Origin of the sequence: Pseudoduganella sp. R-31, from assembly GCF_049913235.1 — a bacterium.
In the GTDB taxonomy this organism is placed as follows: domain Bacteria; phylum Pseudomonadota; class Gammaproteobacteria; order Burkholderiales; family Burkholderiaceae_D; genus Rugamonas.
Map to the genome: position 1 here is coordinate 864,983 of NZ_CP183986.1, position 17,567 is coordinate 882,549.

Sequence of the window (17,567 nt, forward strand, 5' to 3'; positions counted from 1 at the left end):
AATGGCGGTGGCTTTTGGGAAACTCAACAGGATACACTGCCGCGTGCCGAACTTAGCAAAAAAACTCGTGCTCTTTCTGATGCGAAATTTTGCGCCTGAAACGCGCTGATCTGTAAGAAACCCATATGTACGCTAGCGAACAGTCGCATGTCGTGCGCCCGCCTACCATTGCTTGGAACATACTGCCGGTCTACACGGCAGTTCCAAGAATAAGTGTGAGGCCCCCCTTGAAAGAGAACCCTTTTTTATGGCCGGCCGCAAGTGCCGGTTTCAAGGAATCGGAATCGGGGTCCCTGGAAAAGGGGACCGGTGAGGAAGATGATTTGCCGCTGCGCGGTGAGCTGTTCAGCGCGCAACAGATGGAGCAGCATGGCCGCGCGCTTGCCGCCAGCCATGAGCTCAGCAAGCGGGGCGGCGGCGACCGCCTGCTGGCAAGGCTGAGCGAGAACGAAGCGCTGATCGGCGCCACCTGCGAGGGCCTGACCGAAGCGGTCAAGGAAGGCCGCCAGATCACGCCGGCATCGGAATGGCTGCTTGACAATTTCTACCTGATCGAAGACCAGATCCGCACCGCGCGGCGCCACTTGCCCAAGGATTACAGCAAGGAGCTGCCGCGCCTGGCGAAGGGCGCGCCGGAAGGCGCGCCGCGCGTCTACCAGATCGCCCTGGAAATCATCGCGCACGGCGACGGCCGCGTCGATCCGGAAAGCCTGAGCCGTTTCGTCGAAGCCTATCAGGAAGTGGCGACCTTGAAGCTGGGCGAGCTGTGGGCCATCCCTATCATGCTGCGCCTGGCGCTGATCGAGAACCTGCGCCGCGTGGCGGCGCGCGTGGCGGAAAACCGCTTCCAGCGCGACCTGGCCAATAGCTGGGCCGACCAGATGGTGGAAATCGCCGACAAGAACCCGAGCGGCTTGATCTTGCTGGTGGCTGACATGGCGCGCTCCGAGCCGACCATTACCAGCGGCTTCGTGGCCGAACTGGCGCGCCGCTTGCAGGGACAAAGCCCGGTGCTGACCCTGGCGCTCAACTGGATCACCTACCGCCTGGCGGAGTCCGGCCAGACCATCGAGCAGCAGATCCAGGCTGAAATCCATTTGCAGGCAGCCGAGCAGGTCTCGATCGCCAACAGCATTGGCAGCCTGCGCTTCCTCGGCACCATGGACTGGCAGGAGTTTGTCGAGACCATGAGCGTGGTCGAGCAGTCCTTGCGCGAAGATCCGGCCGGCACCTACCCGGACATGGACTTCTCCACGCGCGACCAATACCGCCACAGCGTGGAACGCATGGCGCGCTATTCGCGTGCCACTGAGGCGGAAGTGGCGCAGCAGGCGCTCGAGCTGGCGCGCACGCGCGCCGCCGACCAGGACACGCGCCTGCATCACGTTGGCTATTACCTGGTCGGCGACGGCATGCTGCTGCTGGAGCGCCAGGTCGGCGTCCGCCTGCCGCCGCTGCGCTCCCTCAAGCGCACCATGCGCACCTCGCCCTTGCTTTCTTATCTCGGGGCAATCGGCGCGCTGTCGGTGATCGCCACTGCGCTGATGCTGGAGCGCGCCTGGCGCGACGGCGTGCAGCCGTGGGCGCTGCTGGTGCTCGGCATGCTTGCCCTGATGGGCAGCAGCCAGCTGGCGCTGGCCCTGGTCAACTGGGTGGCGACGCTGTTTGTCGAGCCGCGGCCCTTGCCGCGCATGGATTTTCGCAATGGCATTCCGCCCGATGCGCGCACCATGGTGGCGGTGCCGGCCCTGCTGTACAGCCGCGAGAACGTCGATGAACTGTGCGAGCAGCTCGAGGTGCGCTTCCTTGCCAACCGCGACCCCAACCTGCGCTTCTGCCTGTTGACCGATTTCGCCGACGCGCAGGAGGAAACGCAGCCGGCCGACGCCGCCCTGACCGAGCGCGCCGCCGCCAATATCGCGCGCCTGAACCTGAAATACACGGAGCAGGGCGCGGCCGCGCCCTTCCTCCTGCTGCATCGCCCGCGCCGCTGGAACGCTGCGCAGCGTACCTGGATGGGCGAAGAGCGCAAGCGCGGCAAGCTGTCCGACCTGAACCGCTTCATGCGCGGCGGTGCGCAGGATGCGTTCGCGCTGATCGTTGGCGATATAGACGACCTGCCCGCCTTTAAATACGTGATCACGCTCGATAGCGACACACAGCTGCCGCGCGATGCCGCGCGCCAGTTTGTCGCCACCATGCGCCATCCGCTCAACCTGCCGCGCATCGACCTGCGCCTGCGGCGCGTGGTGGCCGGCTACGGCATCCTGCAGCCGCGCGTCGCGGTCAGCCTGCCGAGCGAGAACGCTTCGCGCTACGAAAAACTGTGCGGCGGCGAACCGGGAATCGATCCGTATACCCGCACCGTCAGCGACGTCTACCAGGACGTCTTCGCCGAGGGGTCCTTCATCGGCAAGGGTATCTACGATGTCGACGTGTTCGAGGAAGTGCTGGGCGGGCGCCTGCCGCAGAACCGCATCCTGAGCCACGACCTGCTGGAAGGCTGCTACCTGCGCGCCGGCCTGCTGAGCGACGCGCAGCTGTATGAACACTATCCGTCGCGCTACCGCGACGACGTGAGCCGGCGCCAGCGCTGGATGCGCGGCGACTGGCAACTGCTGCCATGGCTGATGCGGCGCGTGCCGCTGGCGGGCGGCAAGCATGAAAGGAATCCGCTGTCGGCGCTGTCGCGCTGGAAGCTGTTCGACAACCTGCGCCGCAGCCTGGTGGCGCCGGTCCTGACCTTGTCGCTGCTGATGGCCTTTGCCGCCTTGCCGCACCCGTGGTTCTGGGCCTGCGCCGTGTTGGCGATCATCTTCCTGCCGCCGCTGGTGAGCGCCATCCACGACCTGGCGCACAAGCCCGACGACACGCTGTGGAGCCAGCATGCGCCGGCTTCGCTGCGCCGCAGCGGCATGCAGTTCGCGCACGCCTTGCTGACGCTGGTATTCCTGCCGTACGAGGCCTATGTCAGCCTGGACGCCATCGTCCGCACCGGCTGGCGCCTGCTGGTATCGCGGCGCCGCTTGCTGGAATGGCGGGCATCGGGGCTGTCGCATGCCGGCACCAGCCTGGCCAGCAACTGGCGCACCATGTGGATCGCGCCGCTGCTGGCGCTGGGAGCCGGCGCCGGCCTGGCCGTGTTGCGCCCGCAGGCCGTCGAGGCGGCGCTGCTCTTCGTCGCAGCATGGTTCGTCTCGCCGGTGGTGGCATGGTGGATCAGCCTTCCCATAGCGCGCGTGCAGCGGGCGCTGAAGGAAGACCAGAACCTGTTCCTGCACAAGCTGTCGCGCAAGACCTGGCTGTGGTTCGAGACCTTCGTCGGCCCGGAGGACAATTGCCTGCCGCCGGATAATATGCAGGAGCATCCAACCCAGGTGGTGGCGCATCGCACCTCGCCCACCAATATGGGCATGGCCCTGCTGGCCAACCTGACCGCCTACGACTTCGCCTACATTTCCGGCGCACAGCTTGCGGCGCGCACGGCCAGCACGCTGGACAGCATGTCGCAGCTTGAACGGTACCAGGGCCATTTCTACAACTGGTACGACACCCAGTCGATGAAGCCGCTGCATCCGATCTATATCTCCACCGTCGACAGCGGCAACCTGGCCGGGCACCTGCTCACGCTGCAGGCCGGCCTGGTCGGCATTGCCGAACTGCCGATCGTGCATCCGAACCTGGCGCAAGGCCTGGCCACCACCTGCGCCCTGGTGCGCGAAGCCGCGGCAACGGCGGGCAGCGTGGCAGCCGATTCACTGGCCGCGCTGGAAGTGGCCATTGCTGCGCCGCCGCCCACCTATCCGCCAAGCCTGCGGCAGCAGCGCGCCTGGCTGCTGCGCGCCTGCGAGGGCGCCGAACTGTTCCTGCGCCAGGCCTCGGTGCCGCTCGATCCACAAGTTGCGGCGTGGGCCGGTGCGCTGCATGTGCAGTGCCGCAGCCTGCTGGACGAACTGGATGGCTTCGCGCCCTGGATCACGGCGCAGGCCGAAGCGCAATACGACACGACGCTTGACCGCGTACCGACCTTGCGCGAACTGGCCAGCTGGCCCCTGCCGGGGGCGGTGCTGAGCGACCTGGCGCCCGACGAGCGCGAACGCCAGCAGCAGCTGGCGACGCTGGTGGAGCAGGGCGCGGCGCGCGCGCGCGAGCGGCTCGACACGCTGAACCGGCTGTCGCACCAGGCCAACGAATTCGCCCAGTGCGAGTACGGCTTCCTGTTCAACCAGACCACCAAGCTGCTGGCCATCGGCTATAACCTGAGCGAGCGGCGGCTGGATGCGAGCTGCTACGACCTGCTGGCCTCCGAAGTGCGGCTGGCCAGCTTTGTCGCCATCGCCCAGGGACAACTGCCGCAGGAACACTGGTTCGCCATGGGACGCCAGCTTTGCATCGTGCACGGCCAGCCGGTGCTGCTCTCCTGGAGCGGCTCGATGTTCGAGTACCTGATGCCGCTGCTGGTGATGCCGACCTACCCGAGCACCTTGCTGGACCAGACCTACCAGTCGGTGGTGGCGGCGCAGGTGGAATACGCCAGGCAGCGCAATGTGCCGTGGGGGATTTCCGAATCGGGCTACAACACCACCGACGCGGCGCTGAACTACCAGTACCGCGCCTTCGGCGTACCGGGCATCGGGCTGAAACGCGGCCTGGCGGAAGACCTGGTGGTGGCGCCGTATGCCACCATGCTGGGGCTGATGGTCGACCCGGATACCGCTTGCCAGAACCTGCAGAAGATGGCAGCCATGGGCTTCATGGGACGTTACGGCTTCTACGAGGCGATCGATTACACGGCGGCGCGCCTGCCGCGCGGCCAGCAATACGCCATCATCAAGTCCTTCATGGTGCACCACCAGGGCATGGGCTTGCTGGCGCTGAGCTACGTGCTGAACGGCCGGCCGATGCAGCGCCGCTTCGAATCCGACCCGCTGCTGCAGTCGACCCTGCTAGTGCTGCAGGAACGCAGCCCGCGCATCGGCGCCTTCCATTCGGCCAGCGCGGAGCAGGCCTCGGTGCGCAGCACGGTGCCCGAGCAGGCGGCGCCGATGCGCATCATGAGCCAGCATACGCCGCCGGTGCCGGAAACCCAGCTCCTGTCGAACGGCCGCTACCACGTGATGGTGAGCAGCGCCGGCGGCAGCTACAGCCGCTGGAACAACCTGGCCGTGACCCGCTGGCGCGAAGACAGCACGCGCGACAACTGGGGCCAGTTCTGCTACGTGCAGGACGTGGAGGACGGCGCCGTCTGGTCCACCACCTACCAGCCGACCCAGGCCGAGCCGAAGCGGCTGGAGGTGATCTTCTCCGAAGGCCGGGCAGAATTCCGCCGCAGCGACAACGAGATCGAGCTGTACACGGAAATCGTGGTGTCGCCGGAGGACGATATCGAAATGCGCCGCACGCGCATCAGCAACCATTCCGACCGGCGCCGCATCATCGAGGTCACCAGCTTCGGCGAAGTGGTGATGGCGCCGGCGCCGGCGGATAACGCGCACCAGGCATTCAGCAAGCTGTTCGTTCAGACCGAGATCGTGGAGGACGAAAGCGCCATCCTGTGCACGCGCCGCCCGCGCGGCAAGGATGAGAAAACGCCTTACTTGCTGCATGTGATGACGGTGCACGATGCGCAGGTCCAGCAGGTCTCCTATGAAACCGACCGGGCGCGCTTCATCGGCCGCGGCAACACGGCGCACGCGCCGCTGGCGCTGCGGGAGCCTGGGCCGCTGTCCGGCAGCGAGGGCTCGGTGCTCGATCCCGTGGTGGCAATCCGCTACCGTATTGCGCTGGAGCCGGGGCAGGTGTCGGTGATTGACGTGGTGACCGGCATGACCGACACGCGCGATGCCGCGCAATACCTGATCGACAAATACCAGGACCGCCACATGGCGGACCGCGTGTTCGAGCTGGCATGGACGCACAGCCAGGTGGTGCTGCGGCAGCTGAATGCCAGCGAAGCCGAGGCCCAGTTGTACGCGCGCCTGGCAAACCATGTGATCTATCCGAATGCGGCCCTGCGTGCCGATGCCGGCGTCCTGGTGCGCAACCAGCGCGGCCAATCCGGCCTGTGGGCCTACGCCATTTCCGGCGACTTGCCGATCGTACTGATGGAAATCCGCGACGCCGCCAATATCGAACTGGCGCGGCAGCTGGTGCAGGCGCATGCCTACTGGCGCCTGAAAGGGCTGGTGGTGGACTTGGTGATCTGGTACGAGGACCGCTCCGGCTACCGCCAGGCCCTCCATGACCAGATCATGGGCTTGATCGCTTCCGGACTTGATGCGCAGGCGATCGACCGGCCGGGCGGCATCTTCGTGCGGCCGACCGATGGCATCGCGCCGGAAGACCGGGTGCTGCTGCAGACGGTGGCGCGCGCCGTGCTGAGCGACGAACGCGGCACGCTGGCCGACCAGTTGAAGCGCGGCGTGGCGCCCACGCTGCGCATGCCGCCGCTGATGGTGGAAGCGCGCGCCGAAGCGTTTGAACGCGATGCCGCGGCGGGCGTCCCGTTGCCGGATGACTTGATCCTGGTGAATGGCCTGGGCGGTTTCACGCCGGACGGCAAGGAATATGTGATCGCCACCAGCGCCGGACAACGCACGCCGCTGCCGTGGTCGAACGTGATCGCCAACGCGCAGTTCGGCAGTGTTGTATCGGAAAGCGGCCAGGCCTACACCTGGCAGGAGAACGCGCATGAGTTCCGCCTGACGCCATGGCATAACGACCCGGTATCGGATCTGAGCGGCGAAGCGTTCTACCTGCGCGACGAGCAGAGCGGCCGTTTCTGGTCGCCATGCGCCTTGCCCGCGCCGGGCGCAGGCAGCTACCTGACGCGCCACGGATTCGGCTATTCTTCGTTCGAGTACGCGGAAGCGGGCATCAACAGCCGCATGACCACCTTCGTGGCGCTGGATGCGCCGGTGCGTTACACGGTGATCCGCGTGCGCAACGATTCCGACCAGGCGCGCAAGCTGTCGGTAACGGGCTACGTGGAATGGGTGCTGGGCGATATGCGCTCCAAGTCAGGCATGCATATCGTGACTGAAATCGATCCGGTGACCGGCGCCCTGTTTGCACGCAACGCCTACAACACGGAATTCTCCGGCCGCGTAGCCTTCTTCAATGCCGATGCTTCCGTGCGCAGCGTGACCTGCGACCGCACGGAATTCATCGGCCGTAACGGCAGCCTGGCCCGGCCGGCAGCGCTGCGGCGCGTGCGCTTGTCGGGCAAGGCCGGCGCGGGACTGGATGCCTGCGCGGCGATCCAGGCGCCATTCGAGCTGCAGCCGGGGCAGGAGCGCGAGATCGTGTTCGTGCTCGGCATGGGCGGCCGCCGCAATGCCGACGCCACCAACGTGGTGCAGCGCCACGGCGGGCGCGGGGCGGCGCTGCAGGCGCTGGGCGAAGTGCATGCGCATTGGGACAAGGTGCTGGGCGCGGTGCAGGTGCAGACGCCGGAGCCGGAGCTCGACGTACTGGCCAATGGCTGGCTGATGTACCAGACCATTGCCTGCCGCATGTGGGCGCGCAGCGGCTATTACCAGAGCGGCGGTGCGTTTGGCTTCCGCGACCAGCTGCAGGACGCGATGGCGATGGTGCATACGCGTCCCGACATCCTGCGCGAGCATTTGATCCTGTGCGCGGCGCACCAGTTCGTGGAGGGCGACGTGCAGCACTGGTGGCATCCGCCTTCCGACCGAGGCGTGCGCACGCACTGTTCGGATGACTACCTGTGGCTGCCGCTCGCGGCATGGCGCTATGTGTCCAGCACGGGCGATATGTCGGTGCTGGATGAGCAGGCGCCCTACCTGGAAGGCCGCCCCGTGCAGCCCGAGGAGGATTCCTATTACGACATGCCGAGCCGCTCGGCCCATGCGGGTGACTTGTACGAGCACTGCGTGCGCGCCATCCGCAACGGCCTGCGGTTTGGCGAACATGGCTTGCCGCTGATCGGCTCCTGCGACTGGAACGACGGCATGGACAAGGTGGGCGAGCATGGCAAGGGCGAGAGCGTGTGGCTGGCCTGGTTCCTGATCGAGGTGCTGCAGCGCTTTGCCGAAGTGGCCGAGAGACGCGACGACTCCTCTTTCGCCAGCGAATGCCGCGAGCAGGCCAAACAGCTTGCCGCCAATATCGAAGCCAATGCCTGGGACGGCCAGTGGTATCGCCGCGCCTACTTCGACGACGGCACCCCGCTAGGCTCCGCACAGAACGAGGAATGCCAGATCGACTCGATCTCGCAAAGCTGGGGCGTGCTGACCGGCGCCGCCGACAAGGCGCGTGTGGAAGGCGCGATGGAGCAGGTGGAAGCGCGCCTGGTGCGGCGCGAGTTCGGCCTGATCCAGCTGCTCGATCCACCGTTCGACAAGTCCGCGCTCAATCCCGGCTATATCCGCGGCTACGTGCCGGGCGTAAGGGAGAACGGCGGCCAGTACACCCACGCCGCCATCTGGACTGTGATGGCCTTCGCGCGCCTGGGCGATGTTGAACGGGCCTGGGACCTGATGCGGATGATTAATCCGGTACGGCACGGTTCCGATGCCGAATCCTGCGCGCGCTACAAGGTCGAGCCGTACGTGGTGACCGCCGACGTCTACGCCGTCGAGCCGCACGTCGGCCGCGGCGGCTGGAGCTGGTACACCGGCTCCTCGGGCTGGATGTACCGCCTGCTGCTGGAGTCCCTGCTCGGCCTGACGCGCCAGGCCGACAAGCTGCTGCTGGCGCCGCGCCTGCCGGCATCCTGGCCCGGCTTCACGCTGCACTACCGCCACGGCAGCAGCACCTACGTCCTGCGCATCACCCGCGGCGAAGCCACCGCCTCGCCAACGGAAATCGCCCTGGTCGACGACGGCACCACCTACGAGATAGACATCAAAGTGTGATTTGAAAGTCGGGGTCAGGTCTGGCAACAGGACATTTGCGCTGCGCAAATGTCCTGTTGCCAGACCTGACCCCGACTTTAGGTGTGCTATCCTCTGCGCGCTTGTAACAACAGAGAGATGCCATGTTCCGACTGTCTTTGACTGCTGCTGCGTTGGCGGCTGCGTTTGCGCTACCCGCGCGGGCGCAGGATCCGCTGAGCTTTGCGCGCTACGACCAGGTGCGCACCACCGACTTGCACCTGGACCTGCGAGCCGACTTCACGCGCAAGACGCTCGACGGTTATGCGGAACTGTCGCTGAACTGGATCGACAAGTCGGCGCGCACCCTGGTGCTTGACACGCGCCAGCTCAAGATCGCGCGCGTGCAAGTTCAGCGCCCTGACGGCAACTGGGCGCCGGCCTCCTTCATGCTCGACAAGCAGGATCCGAAGAAGGGCCGCGCCCTGCGCATCGCCCTGCAATCGCAGCCCGAGAAAGTCCGCATCTATTACCGTACCGCGCCGACCGCGAATGCGCTGCAGTGGATGAATCCCGAGCAGACGCTGTCGGGCAAGCGCCCCTTCATGTTCAGCCAGTCGGAAACCATCGATGCGCGTTCGTGGGCGCCGGTGCAGGATACGCCGGCGGTGCGCTTCACCTACAGCGCCCATATCGACGCGCCGGCCGGCATGCGCGTGGTGATGAGTGCGGAAGGCGACCAGCATGCGACCGGCAAGGGCGGCTGGAACTTCAAGATGCCGCAACCGATCCCGGCCTACCTGCTGGCCATCGCCATCGGCGAAATCGAACTGCGCAACCTCGGCCCGCGCACCGCGGTGTACGCGGAGCCCGGCCGCATCGATGCCGCTGCCTACGAGCTGGCCGACACCGAGAAGATGATCAATGCTGCCGAAGCGTTGTACGGCCCTTATCGCTGGGGGCGCTATGACATGCTGGTGCTGCCGCCATCGTTCCCGATCGGCGGCATGGAAAACCCGCGCATGACTTTCCTGACCCCGACCATGATCGCAGGGGATCGCAGCCTGAACGACCTGATCGCGCACGAGCTGGCGCATAGCTGGTCCGGCAACCTGGTGACCAACGCTTCGTGGAAGCACTGGTGGCTGAACGAGGGCTTTACCACCTACGTCACCACCCGCATCGTGGAAAGCCTGTACGGCAAGGAAGTGGCCGACATGAACCTGCAGGTGGAGCAGGCCGAAGCCGTCGCGTCGTTGAAAGACATCCCGCCCGCCAAGCAGGCCTTGCTGACCAAGGACCCCGACACCAACCCGGACACCTACACCGACGAGGGCCTGGCCTACCCGAAAGGCGCCTGGCTGCTGCACACGCTGGAGCAGCGCGCCGGCCGCGAAGTGTTCGACCCCTTCCTGCGCGGCTGGTTCGACCAGCACGCCTTCCAGTCGGCGACCACCGCCGAATTCGTCGAGTACCTGCGCAAGAACCTGCTGGCCAAGAATCCCGCCATCATGGGCGATGCGGAGCTGGACGAATGGCTGCACGGCAGCGGCATCCCGGCCGGCGCGCAGTACGTGAATTCGCCGCGCCTGGCCGCGCTGGACGGCAAGCGCGACGCCTGGTTGAAAGGCGACCTGGGCACCAGCCTGCTGGAGACGCAGCAGTGGACCGCGCTGGAGTGGATGCATTTCCTGAACGGCATCGACAGCAAGGCCAATGCTGCGCAAATGAAGGAGCTCGATGAGGCCTTCAAGCTGCGCGATACGAAGAATAATGAAATCGGCTTCCGCTTCCTGCTGGCGTCCGTGCATGCGGGCTACGGCGTACGAGAGCCGTTGAATGCCTTCCTCATGAGCGTGGGGCGCCAGAAGTTCGTGGTTCCGCTGTACAAGGCGCTGCTGAACAACCCGAACGAAGCAGCATGGGCCAAAGGCGTCTACGCCAAGGCGCGGCCGCGCTACCATCCTGAGACCCAGGGTTCCGTCGACAAATTGCTGAAGAAATGACCATGCTGCTGAAGAAACGAATTGCCACCCTGCTCATGCTGGCCTTCGCAGCCAGTGCCGCCATCGGCGCGCCGGCCATCGCCGCGGCGGAAGGCGCGGTAGCCGCCGCCGCTGCCAGTGCGCCAGCCTTCGACCTTGAGCGTGACGTCAACCTGGCGCTGAAGACCTTCGACGTGCCCGGCATGGCCATCGCCATCGTCAAGGACGGCAAGGTGGTGGCGACCAGGGGCTTCGGCGTGCGCCGGCTCGGCAACCCGGCGCCGGTCACGGAGCAAACGCTGTTCGAGATTGCCTCGAACTCGAAAGCCTTTACCGCTGCCGAACTGGCGCAACTGGTGGACGAGGGCAAGCTGGGCTGGGACGACCCGGTTACCAAGCACCTGCCCGGTTTCCAGATGGCGGACGCCTACGTGACCCAGGCCATGACCGTGCGCGACCTGCTGGTGCACCGCAGCGGCCTCGGGCTGGGCGCCGGCGACCTGCTGTGGTGGCCGACCACGACCTTCAGCACCGATGAAATCATCGACCGCCTGCGCAACGTGAAGCTGGCGACCAGCTTCCGCAACAGCTACGCCTACGACAACCTGCTGTACATCGTGGCGGGCAAGATCGTTGCGCAGAAGTCCGGCAAGAGCTGGGAAGAGGCGACGCGCGAACGCATCCTGGCGCCGCTGGGCATGAACGGCAGCACCACCAATGTCGATGACATGCTGAAAACGGCCGACTACTCGGCGCCGCACAGCAAGGTCAATGGCAAGGCCGCCGTGGTCAAGCCGATGCCGGTGCAAAACGCGGTTGGCGCGGTCGGCATCCAGACCAATGCGCAAGACATCGCCAAGTGGATGCAGGTACTGCTTAACGAAGGCAAGATGGAGAACGGCAAGCAGCTGTTCAGCGCCAAGCAGGTGCGCGAGATGTGGACCCAGCAAACACCGATGAAGATCAGCGAGCCGAAACCGGCGCTGGCTGCCACCAGGCCTAACTTCGCGGCGTACGGCCTGGGTTTCCAGCTGCGCGATTACCGCGGCCGCAAGGTCGCCATGCACGGCGGCGCGCTGCAGGGCTTTTATTCGCGCATCGTGATGGTGCCGGAAGAGAAGCTGGGCGTGGCCATCTTCACCAATGCGGAGAACGGCCCGGTCATGACGGCGCTGCAATGGCGCATCCTGGACCACTACATGGGCGCGGCGCCGACCGACTGGATCAAGCTCTACGCCGAGCAGGAAGCTGAAATGCACAAGGAAGAACTGGCGCGCCAGGGCAAGCTGTCCTCGGCCCGGGCGGCGGCATCCACGCCTTCGCTGCCGCTGGCATCCTACAACGGCGACTATAACGATCCCTGGTATGGCACGGTGAGCATCAGGCAGGAAGGCGGCAAGCAGCTCATGTCGTTCAGCCGCACGCCGGATTTGACCGGCACGCTGGAGCACTTCCAGCACGACACGTTCATCGTGCGCTGGAAGGAGCGCAATTTCAACGCCGATGCCTATGTGACGTTTTCGCTGAATCCGGACGGTTCGATTGATCGCATGAAGATGGCGCCAGTGTCCACCGAGACTGATTTCAGCTATGACTTCGCCGATTTGTCCTTTACTCCGGTGAAAAAATGACAAAATTCCGACAAACTTGAAACGAAGTGTGAGAATCATTCATGTGCGCATGCAGCATAATAGCGGCTGGTTTGTGCACTTGGGAGAATGAATGACTAGCCTGATCGTTTCAATTGCCGTCGTCTTGGGCGGTCTTTTCGTTGCCGGATACGGCTTTGTCACCTTGATGAGCCGCCTGCAATCCCGCTAGGAAGCTCCAGTTCAAATACCTTGCGCTTGCGCGCCGCGATCTCCCCCAGGGCGCGCTGGAAAGCCGGGTAGCCGTTCAACAGCTTGTCGAAACTGCCATCGGCTTGCGCAAGTTTCAAGCCTCGCTCCACCCGCTCCGCCATCGCCTTGTTGTCCTTGCTGACAAAGAAATAGAACGGTACGCGGTAATGCAGGAAGATCGTCGGTTCCACCATCAATCCGTCCTTCCCATACACCTTTTCCTCGGCCCAGGCCTCGTGCACGCCGCGCGGCATGTAGTCGAAGCGCTTTGCTTTCAGCATCGGGAACAGCGAACTGTAATTGACCGTCGTTTCAACCGGCAGGCGGTTGTGGCGCAACACATCCACCGAAGGCCAGTTGACGCCCGCGCCGGCAACGAGCTTGCGCAGGTCGCCCAGGCTGCGAACCTCGCGGAAGCGGGCTTCATCCTCCTTGCGGATCATGAAGACGCGATAGTCGTTCAGCTCGCGCACCAGGGAGATGCGAATCGGCAGCAGGTCGCGTTCCCGCTCGGCGTTGGTGCCGTCCCACATGATGTTGATGACGCCATTGCGCTTGAGTTCCAGGGCGCGGCGCGGGCTGGTCAGTTCGTGGGGATAGAACTCGATGGAGAAGGGGCCGTCGGTCTTTTCCAGCGCGAGGCGCAGCAGCAGGTGAAAGTAGGTGACCTGTACCTCGGAGCCAGGCGTGACCGAGGGCAGGACGAAGCGCATCAGCGGCGCATTGGCCGCGTCGCCCGCATTGGCCAGGGTGGATGCTGCCGCCAGCAGCAAGCCGGCGGCAGAGCGTTGCAGCTTTTTCAGCACTGATTACTGCGGCTTGACGAACTTCAGCGTCATGCGGTCGCTCTCGCCAATGGCAGCGTACTTGGCGCGGTCCTTGTCCTTGTTGGTGAAGGTCGGAGGCAAGGCCCACACCCCGTTCTCGTGGTTGGCGTCATCCTTGGCATTGGCGTTGACTTCAGACTTTGCCACCAGCTTGAAGCCGGCCTGTTCGGCCATCTTGATGACATAGGCTTCGTGCATATAGCCGGTACTGGCCTTGGCATCCTGGGTCATGGCGGACGGCAGGCGGTGTTCTTCCACGCCGAAGATACCGCCTGGTTTCAGCGTGTCGTAGATGCTGGCCATCAGCTTCTTCATGTTCTCGTCGCCGGTGCCGATCCAGTTATGGATGTTGCGGAACGTGAGCACCATGTCGGCGCTGCCTTTCGGCGCGTAAGTGTATACGCCGTTGCCCGGTTCGAAGGCGCCCAGCACCACCTTGTCGCGGCCCGGCTGCTTGGCCAGGAACTCCTGGAAGCGTTCAGCCGACTTGCGCACGCGTTCGTCGGCCGATTGCGGGCTGGAGCCGGCGGTAATCAGCTTGCCCTGGTCGCGCAGGTAAGGGGCCAGGATTTCGGTGTACCAGCCGCCGCCCGGCGACAGTTCGACCACCGTCATGTTCGGCTTGATGCCGAAGAAGGTCAGGGTCTCGTAAGGATGGCGGTACTGGTCGCGTTTGACGTTGTCCGCGTTGCGGGTAGGGCTGGCGATTGCAGCTTTCAGGGCAGGATCTGCCAGTGCAACGCCGGAAAAACCGGTAAAGCCAACGGCCAGCAGGCCGGCCAGGACGTACTGTTTCATTCAGGAGTCTCCTTTTTTCGTTGGGCAGGCGACGCAGCGGCTCCGGTCGCCCGGGACTTGATGATCGTGCAAGCTGGCCGCCCGGTCAAGTGTCCGCGCGGACGGTGTGCGGACACTGCCCGGACACTTTTTGCGGATATGTTTCAGCTTTGTACAAGCTTTACACAATGGCATAAAAATTGCGTACGATTTGATCCCTGCAAGCTGTCTTAGGTAAAAACGATAACCCTGGAGAGACTATGGAACGACGTGCATTCCTCAACATGAGCGGCGGTGCAATGGCTGCCATGATGATGCCTTTTGGCCGCGCCATTGCGGCCGACGAGCTGGTAAAGCCCGTGGAAGTGAAGTTCAAGAAGATGCTGGCAGATACCGCGCTGACCGCGGCCACCCAGGCCGGCGCCAGCTACTGCGACGTGCGCATCGGCCGCTACCTGAACCAGTTCATCACGACCCGTGACCTGAACATCGAAAACGTCACCAATACCGAATCCGCTGGCGTGGGCGTGCGCGTGATCGCCAACGGCGCCTACGGCTTTGCCGCCACCAGCGACATGTCGCCGGACGGCGTGGCCGGCGCGGCGCGCCAGGCGGTCGCCATCGCCAAGGCGAACGCCAAGCTGCAGGCAGCCGGCGTGCAGCTGGCGCCGACGCCGGGCGTGGGCGAAGTGTCGTGGGCGACCCCGATCAAGAAGGACTGGCGCACCGTGCCGATCAAGGAGAAGGCCGACCTGCTGATCACCGCCAACAAGGGCGCGCTGGAAGCCGGCGCTTCGTTCATCCAGTCCTTGCTGTTCCAGGTTAACCAGCAGAAGTACTTCGCTTCCACCGACGGTTCCTATATCGACCAGGACCTGCATCGCCTGTGGGTGCCGTTCTTCGCCACGGCCGTTGACAAGTCGACCGGCAAGTTCCGCAGCCGTTCCGACCTGGGCACCCCGGTCGGCATGGGCTATGAATACCTGGACGGCCGCAAGGAAGACAAGATCAAGGCAGCGGGCGGCGTCGCCACGCTGTACAACCGTACCTATGACCTGGTCGAGGATGCGAAGGCCGCCGGCCGCCAGGCCAAGGAAAAGCTGACCGCCAAGTCGGTCGAGCCGGGCAAGTACGACCTGGTGCTGTCGCCGGAACATATGTGGCTGACCATCCACGAATCCGTCGGCCACCCGACCGAACTCGATCGCGTGCTGGGCTACGAGGCCAACTTCGCCGGCACTTCCTTCGCGACCCTGGACAAGCAGCAGTCGAAGAAATTCAAGTACGGTTCGGACCTGGTCAACATCGAGGCAGACAAAACCATCCAGGGTTCGCTGGGGGCGGTCGGCTACGACGACGAAGGCGTCAAGTGCAAGAAGTGGGACATCATCAAGGACGGCATCCTGGTGAATTACCAGGCTACGCGCGACCAGGCGGCGGTGATCGGCGAGAAAGAATCGCACGGCTGCTCCTACGCGGACTCCTGGAGCAATGTGCAGTTCCAGCGCATGCCTAACGTTTCGCTCAAGGCTGGCAAGAAGAAGATGACCCCGGACGAACTGGTGAAAGACGTGAAGAAGGGCATCTACATCGTGGGGGCCGGTTCCTTCTCGATCGACCAGCAGCGCTACAACTTCCAGTTCGGCGGCCAGATGTTCTACGAGATCAAGGACGGCAAGATCGGCCAGATGCTGGAAGACGTGGCTTACCAGTCGAATACCCAGGAGTTCTGGAACGCCTGCACCGCCATGTGCGATGAGCGCGACTGGCGCATGGGCGGCTCTTTCTTCGACGGCAAAGGCCAGCCGATGCAGGTGAGCGCGGTGTCGCACGGTTCGTCAACTTCGCGATTCAACGGCATCAACGTGATCAACACTGCACGCAAGATCGGCTAAGGCGAAAGGACTACGAATGAAGATCCTGAATCAGGAAGAGACCAAGCGCATCTCCGACAAGGTCATGTCGCTGAGCAAAGCCGATGAGTGCATCGTCACCATCAACGGCAGCCGCACCGGCAATATCCGCTATGCGCGCAATGCCGTGTCGACTGCCGGCCTGGTGGAAAATACCCAGCTGTCCGTGGCGGTCGCCTTCGGCAAGAAGCAGGGCACGGCAGTCATCAACGAGTTTGACGACAAGTCGCTGGCGAAAGCCGTGCAGCGCGCGGAAGAACTGGCAAAACTGGCGCCGGAAAATCCGGAGTTCATGCCGACGCCGGACAAGCAGGCGTTCAAGGGCTCCGACACCTTCAGCAAGTCGACCGACGCGATCAATCCTGAGTACCGCGCGCAGGTGGCGGCTTACAGCATCGAGGCCTGCAAGAAGAAGGGCCTGGTCGCTGCGGGCTTCTTTACCGACCAGTCCTCGTTCGAGACAGTCGCCAACTCGCGCGGCGTGTTCGGCCACCAGTCGCAGACCGGCATCGACTTCACCTGCACCGTGCGGACCGAAGACGGCCGCGGTTCGGGCTGGGTGCGCCGCGATGCTCAGGACGTCAATCGCTTCGATCCGCGCGCAGCGGCCGAAGTGGCGATGGAGAAGGCGATCCGCTCGGCAGAAGCCAAGGCGCTGGAGCCTGGCCGCTATACGGTGATCCTGGAACCTGCCGCGACTTCCGACCTGCTGGCGTTCATGTTCAGCAGCTTCGACGCGCGTTCGGCCGACGAGGGCCGCAGCTTCCTGGCCAAGAAGGGCGGCGGCAACCGCATGGGCGAAAAACTGTTCGACGAGCAGGTGAACGTGTGGGCCGACCCGTGGGATAAGGATATTCCTGTGCTGCCATGGGATAACCAGACCTTGCTGGCGCGCGAGCGCATGGACATCATCAAGAACGGCAAGATCGCTTCGTTGAACTACTCGCCGTTCTGGGGCAAGAAACAGGGCCAGCGCGCTGTAGGCCAACCGGGCAATATCATCATGTCCGGCGGTTCCAAGTCGACCGAGGAACTGGTTGCCTCGACCAAGAAGGGCATCCTGGTGACCCGTACCTGGTATATCCGCATGGTCGATCCGCAAACCGTGCTGCTGACCGGCCTGACCCGCGATGGCACTTTCTACATCGAGAACGGCAAGATCAAGCACCCGGTGAAGAACTTCCGATTCAATGAAAGCCCGGTGACGATGTTGAACAACATCGAGGAACTGGGCCGTCCGGAAGTGCTGGCCGGCGACGAGTCGCAATTCCAGCTGCTGATTCCGGCCATGAAGGTGCGGGACTTCAACTTCACCTCTTTGTCTGACGCTGTATAGGAAACCGAAGAGCGCAGCCGCCGCGCCACAAAGTGTCAGACCCTGTGGGTC

General features: G+C 64.2%; 7 protein-coding genes. 5 read left to right on the top strand and 2 right to left on the bottom strand.

All coding sequences use genetic code 11. The annotated features are described in order from the left end of the window. The first annotated feature begins 227 nt into the window (after positions 1-227). The 3 genes from ACN9MY_RS03915 (at position 228) to ACN9MY_RS03925 (ending at position 12,453) form a co-directional block, all read left to right on the top strand. Positions 228-8,879 (top strand): GH36-type glycosyl hydrolase domain-containing protein, encoded by an 8,652-nt coding sequence (locus ACN9MY_RS03915; protein WP_426336852.1) that lies wholly within the window; start codon positions 228-230, stop codon positions 8,877-8,879. A 122-nt stretch (positions 8,880-9,001) separates the two neighbouring features. Beyond that, complete coding sequence (locus ACN9MY_RS03920; protein ID WP_426336853.1) at positions 9,002-10,843, top strand: M1 family metallopeptidase; 1,842 nt, start codon at positions 9,002-9,004, stop codon at positions 10,841-10,843. 2 nt (positions 10,844-10,845) lie between these two features. After that, entirely contained in the window at positions 10,846-12,453 is a 1,608-nt protein-coding gene (locus ACN9MY_RS03925) for a serine hydrolase (RefSeq protein ID WP_426336854.1), read from the top strand. A gap of 158 nt (positions 12,454-12,611) precedes the next feature. Here the strand turns inward: ACN9MY_RS03925 and ACN9MY_RS03930 are convergent, their stop codons facing one another. Both ACN9MY_RS03930 and ACN9MY_RS03935 read right to left on the bottom strand, forming a co-directional pair. After that, complete coding sequence (locus tag ACN9MY_RS03930; protein WP_426167687.1) at positions 12,612-13,469, bottom strand: substrate-binding periplasmic protein; 858 nt, start codon at positions 13,467-13,469, stop codon at positions 12,612-12,614. A gap of 3 nt (positions 13,470-13,472) precedes the next feature. Then, the gene (locus ACN9MY_RS03935; protein WP_426167689.1) at positions 13,473-14,288 is read right to left on the bottom strand and encodes a class I SAM-dependent methyltransferase; all 816 of its coding nucleotides are present in this window, start codon (positions 14,286-14,288) and stop codon (positions 13,473-13,475) included. Between the two features lie 239 nt (positions 14,289-14,527). Here ACN9MY_RS03935 and ACN9MY_RS03940 point away from each other — a divergent pair, with 239 nt between their 5' ends. Both ACN9MY_RS03940 and ACN9MY_RS03945 read left to right on the top strand, forming a co-directional pair. After that, entirely contained in the window at positions 14,528-16,162 is a 1,635-nt protein-coding gene (locus ACN9MY_RS03940) for a TldD/PmbA family protein (protein ID WP_426167691.1), read from the top strand. Between the two features lie 16 nt (positions 16,163-16,178). Next, the gene (locus ACN9MY_RS03945; RefSeq protein WP_426167693.1) at positions 16,179-17,516 is read left to right on the top strand and encodes a TldD/PmbA family protein; all 1,338 of its coding nucleotides are present in this window, start codon (positions 16,179-16,181) and stop codon (positions 17,514-17,516) included. Positions 17,517-17,567 lie beyond the last annotated feature (51 nt).

Coding starts and splice junctions, on each gene's coding strand:
- ACN9MY_RS03940 (WP_426167691.1), top strand. CDS start 14,528: ATGGAACGACGTGCATTCCTCAACATGAGCGGCGGTGCAATGGCTGCC.
- ACN9MY_RS03920 (WP_426336853.1), top strand. CDS start 9,002: ATGTTCCGACTGTCTTTGACTGCTGCTGCGTTGGCGGCTGCGTTTGCG.
- ACN9MY_RS03925 (WP_426336854.1), top strand. CDS start 10,846: ATGCTGCTGAAGAAACGAATTGCCACCCTGCTCATGCTGGCCTTCGCA.
- ACN9MY_RS03935 (WP_426167689.1), bottom strand. CDS start 14,288: ATGAAACAGTACGTCCTGGCCGGCCTGCTGGCCGTTGGCTTTACCGGT.
- ACN9MY_RS03945 (WP_426167693.1), top strand. CDS start 16,179: ATGAAGATCCTGAATCAGGAAGAGACCAAGCGCATCTCCGACAAGGTC.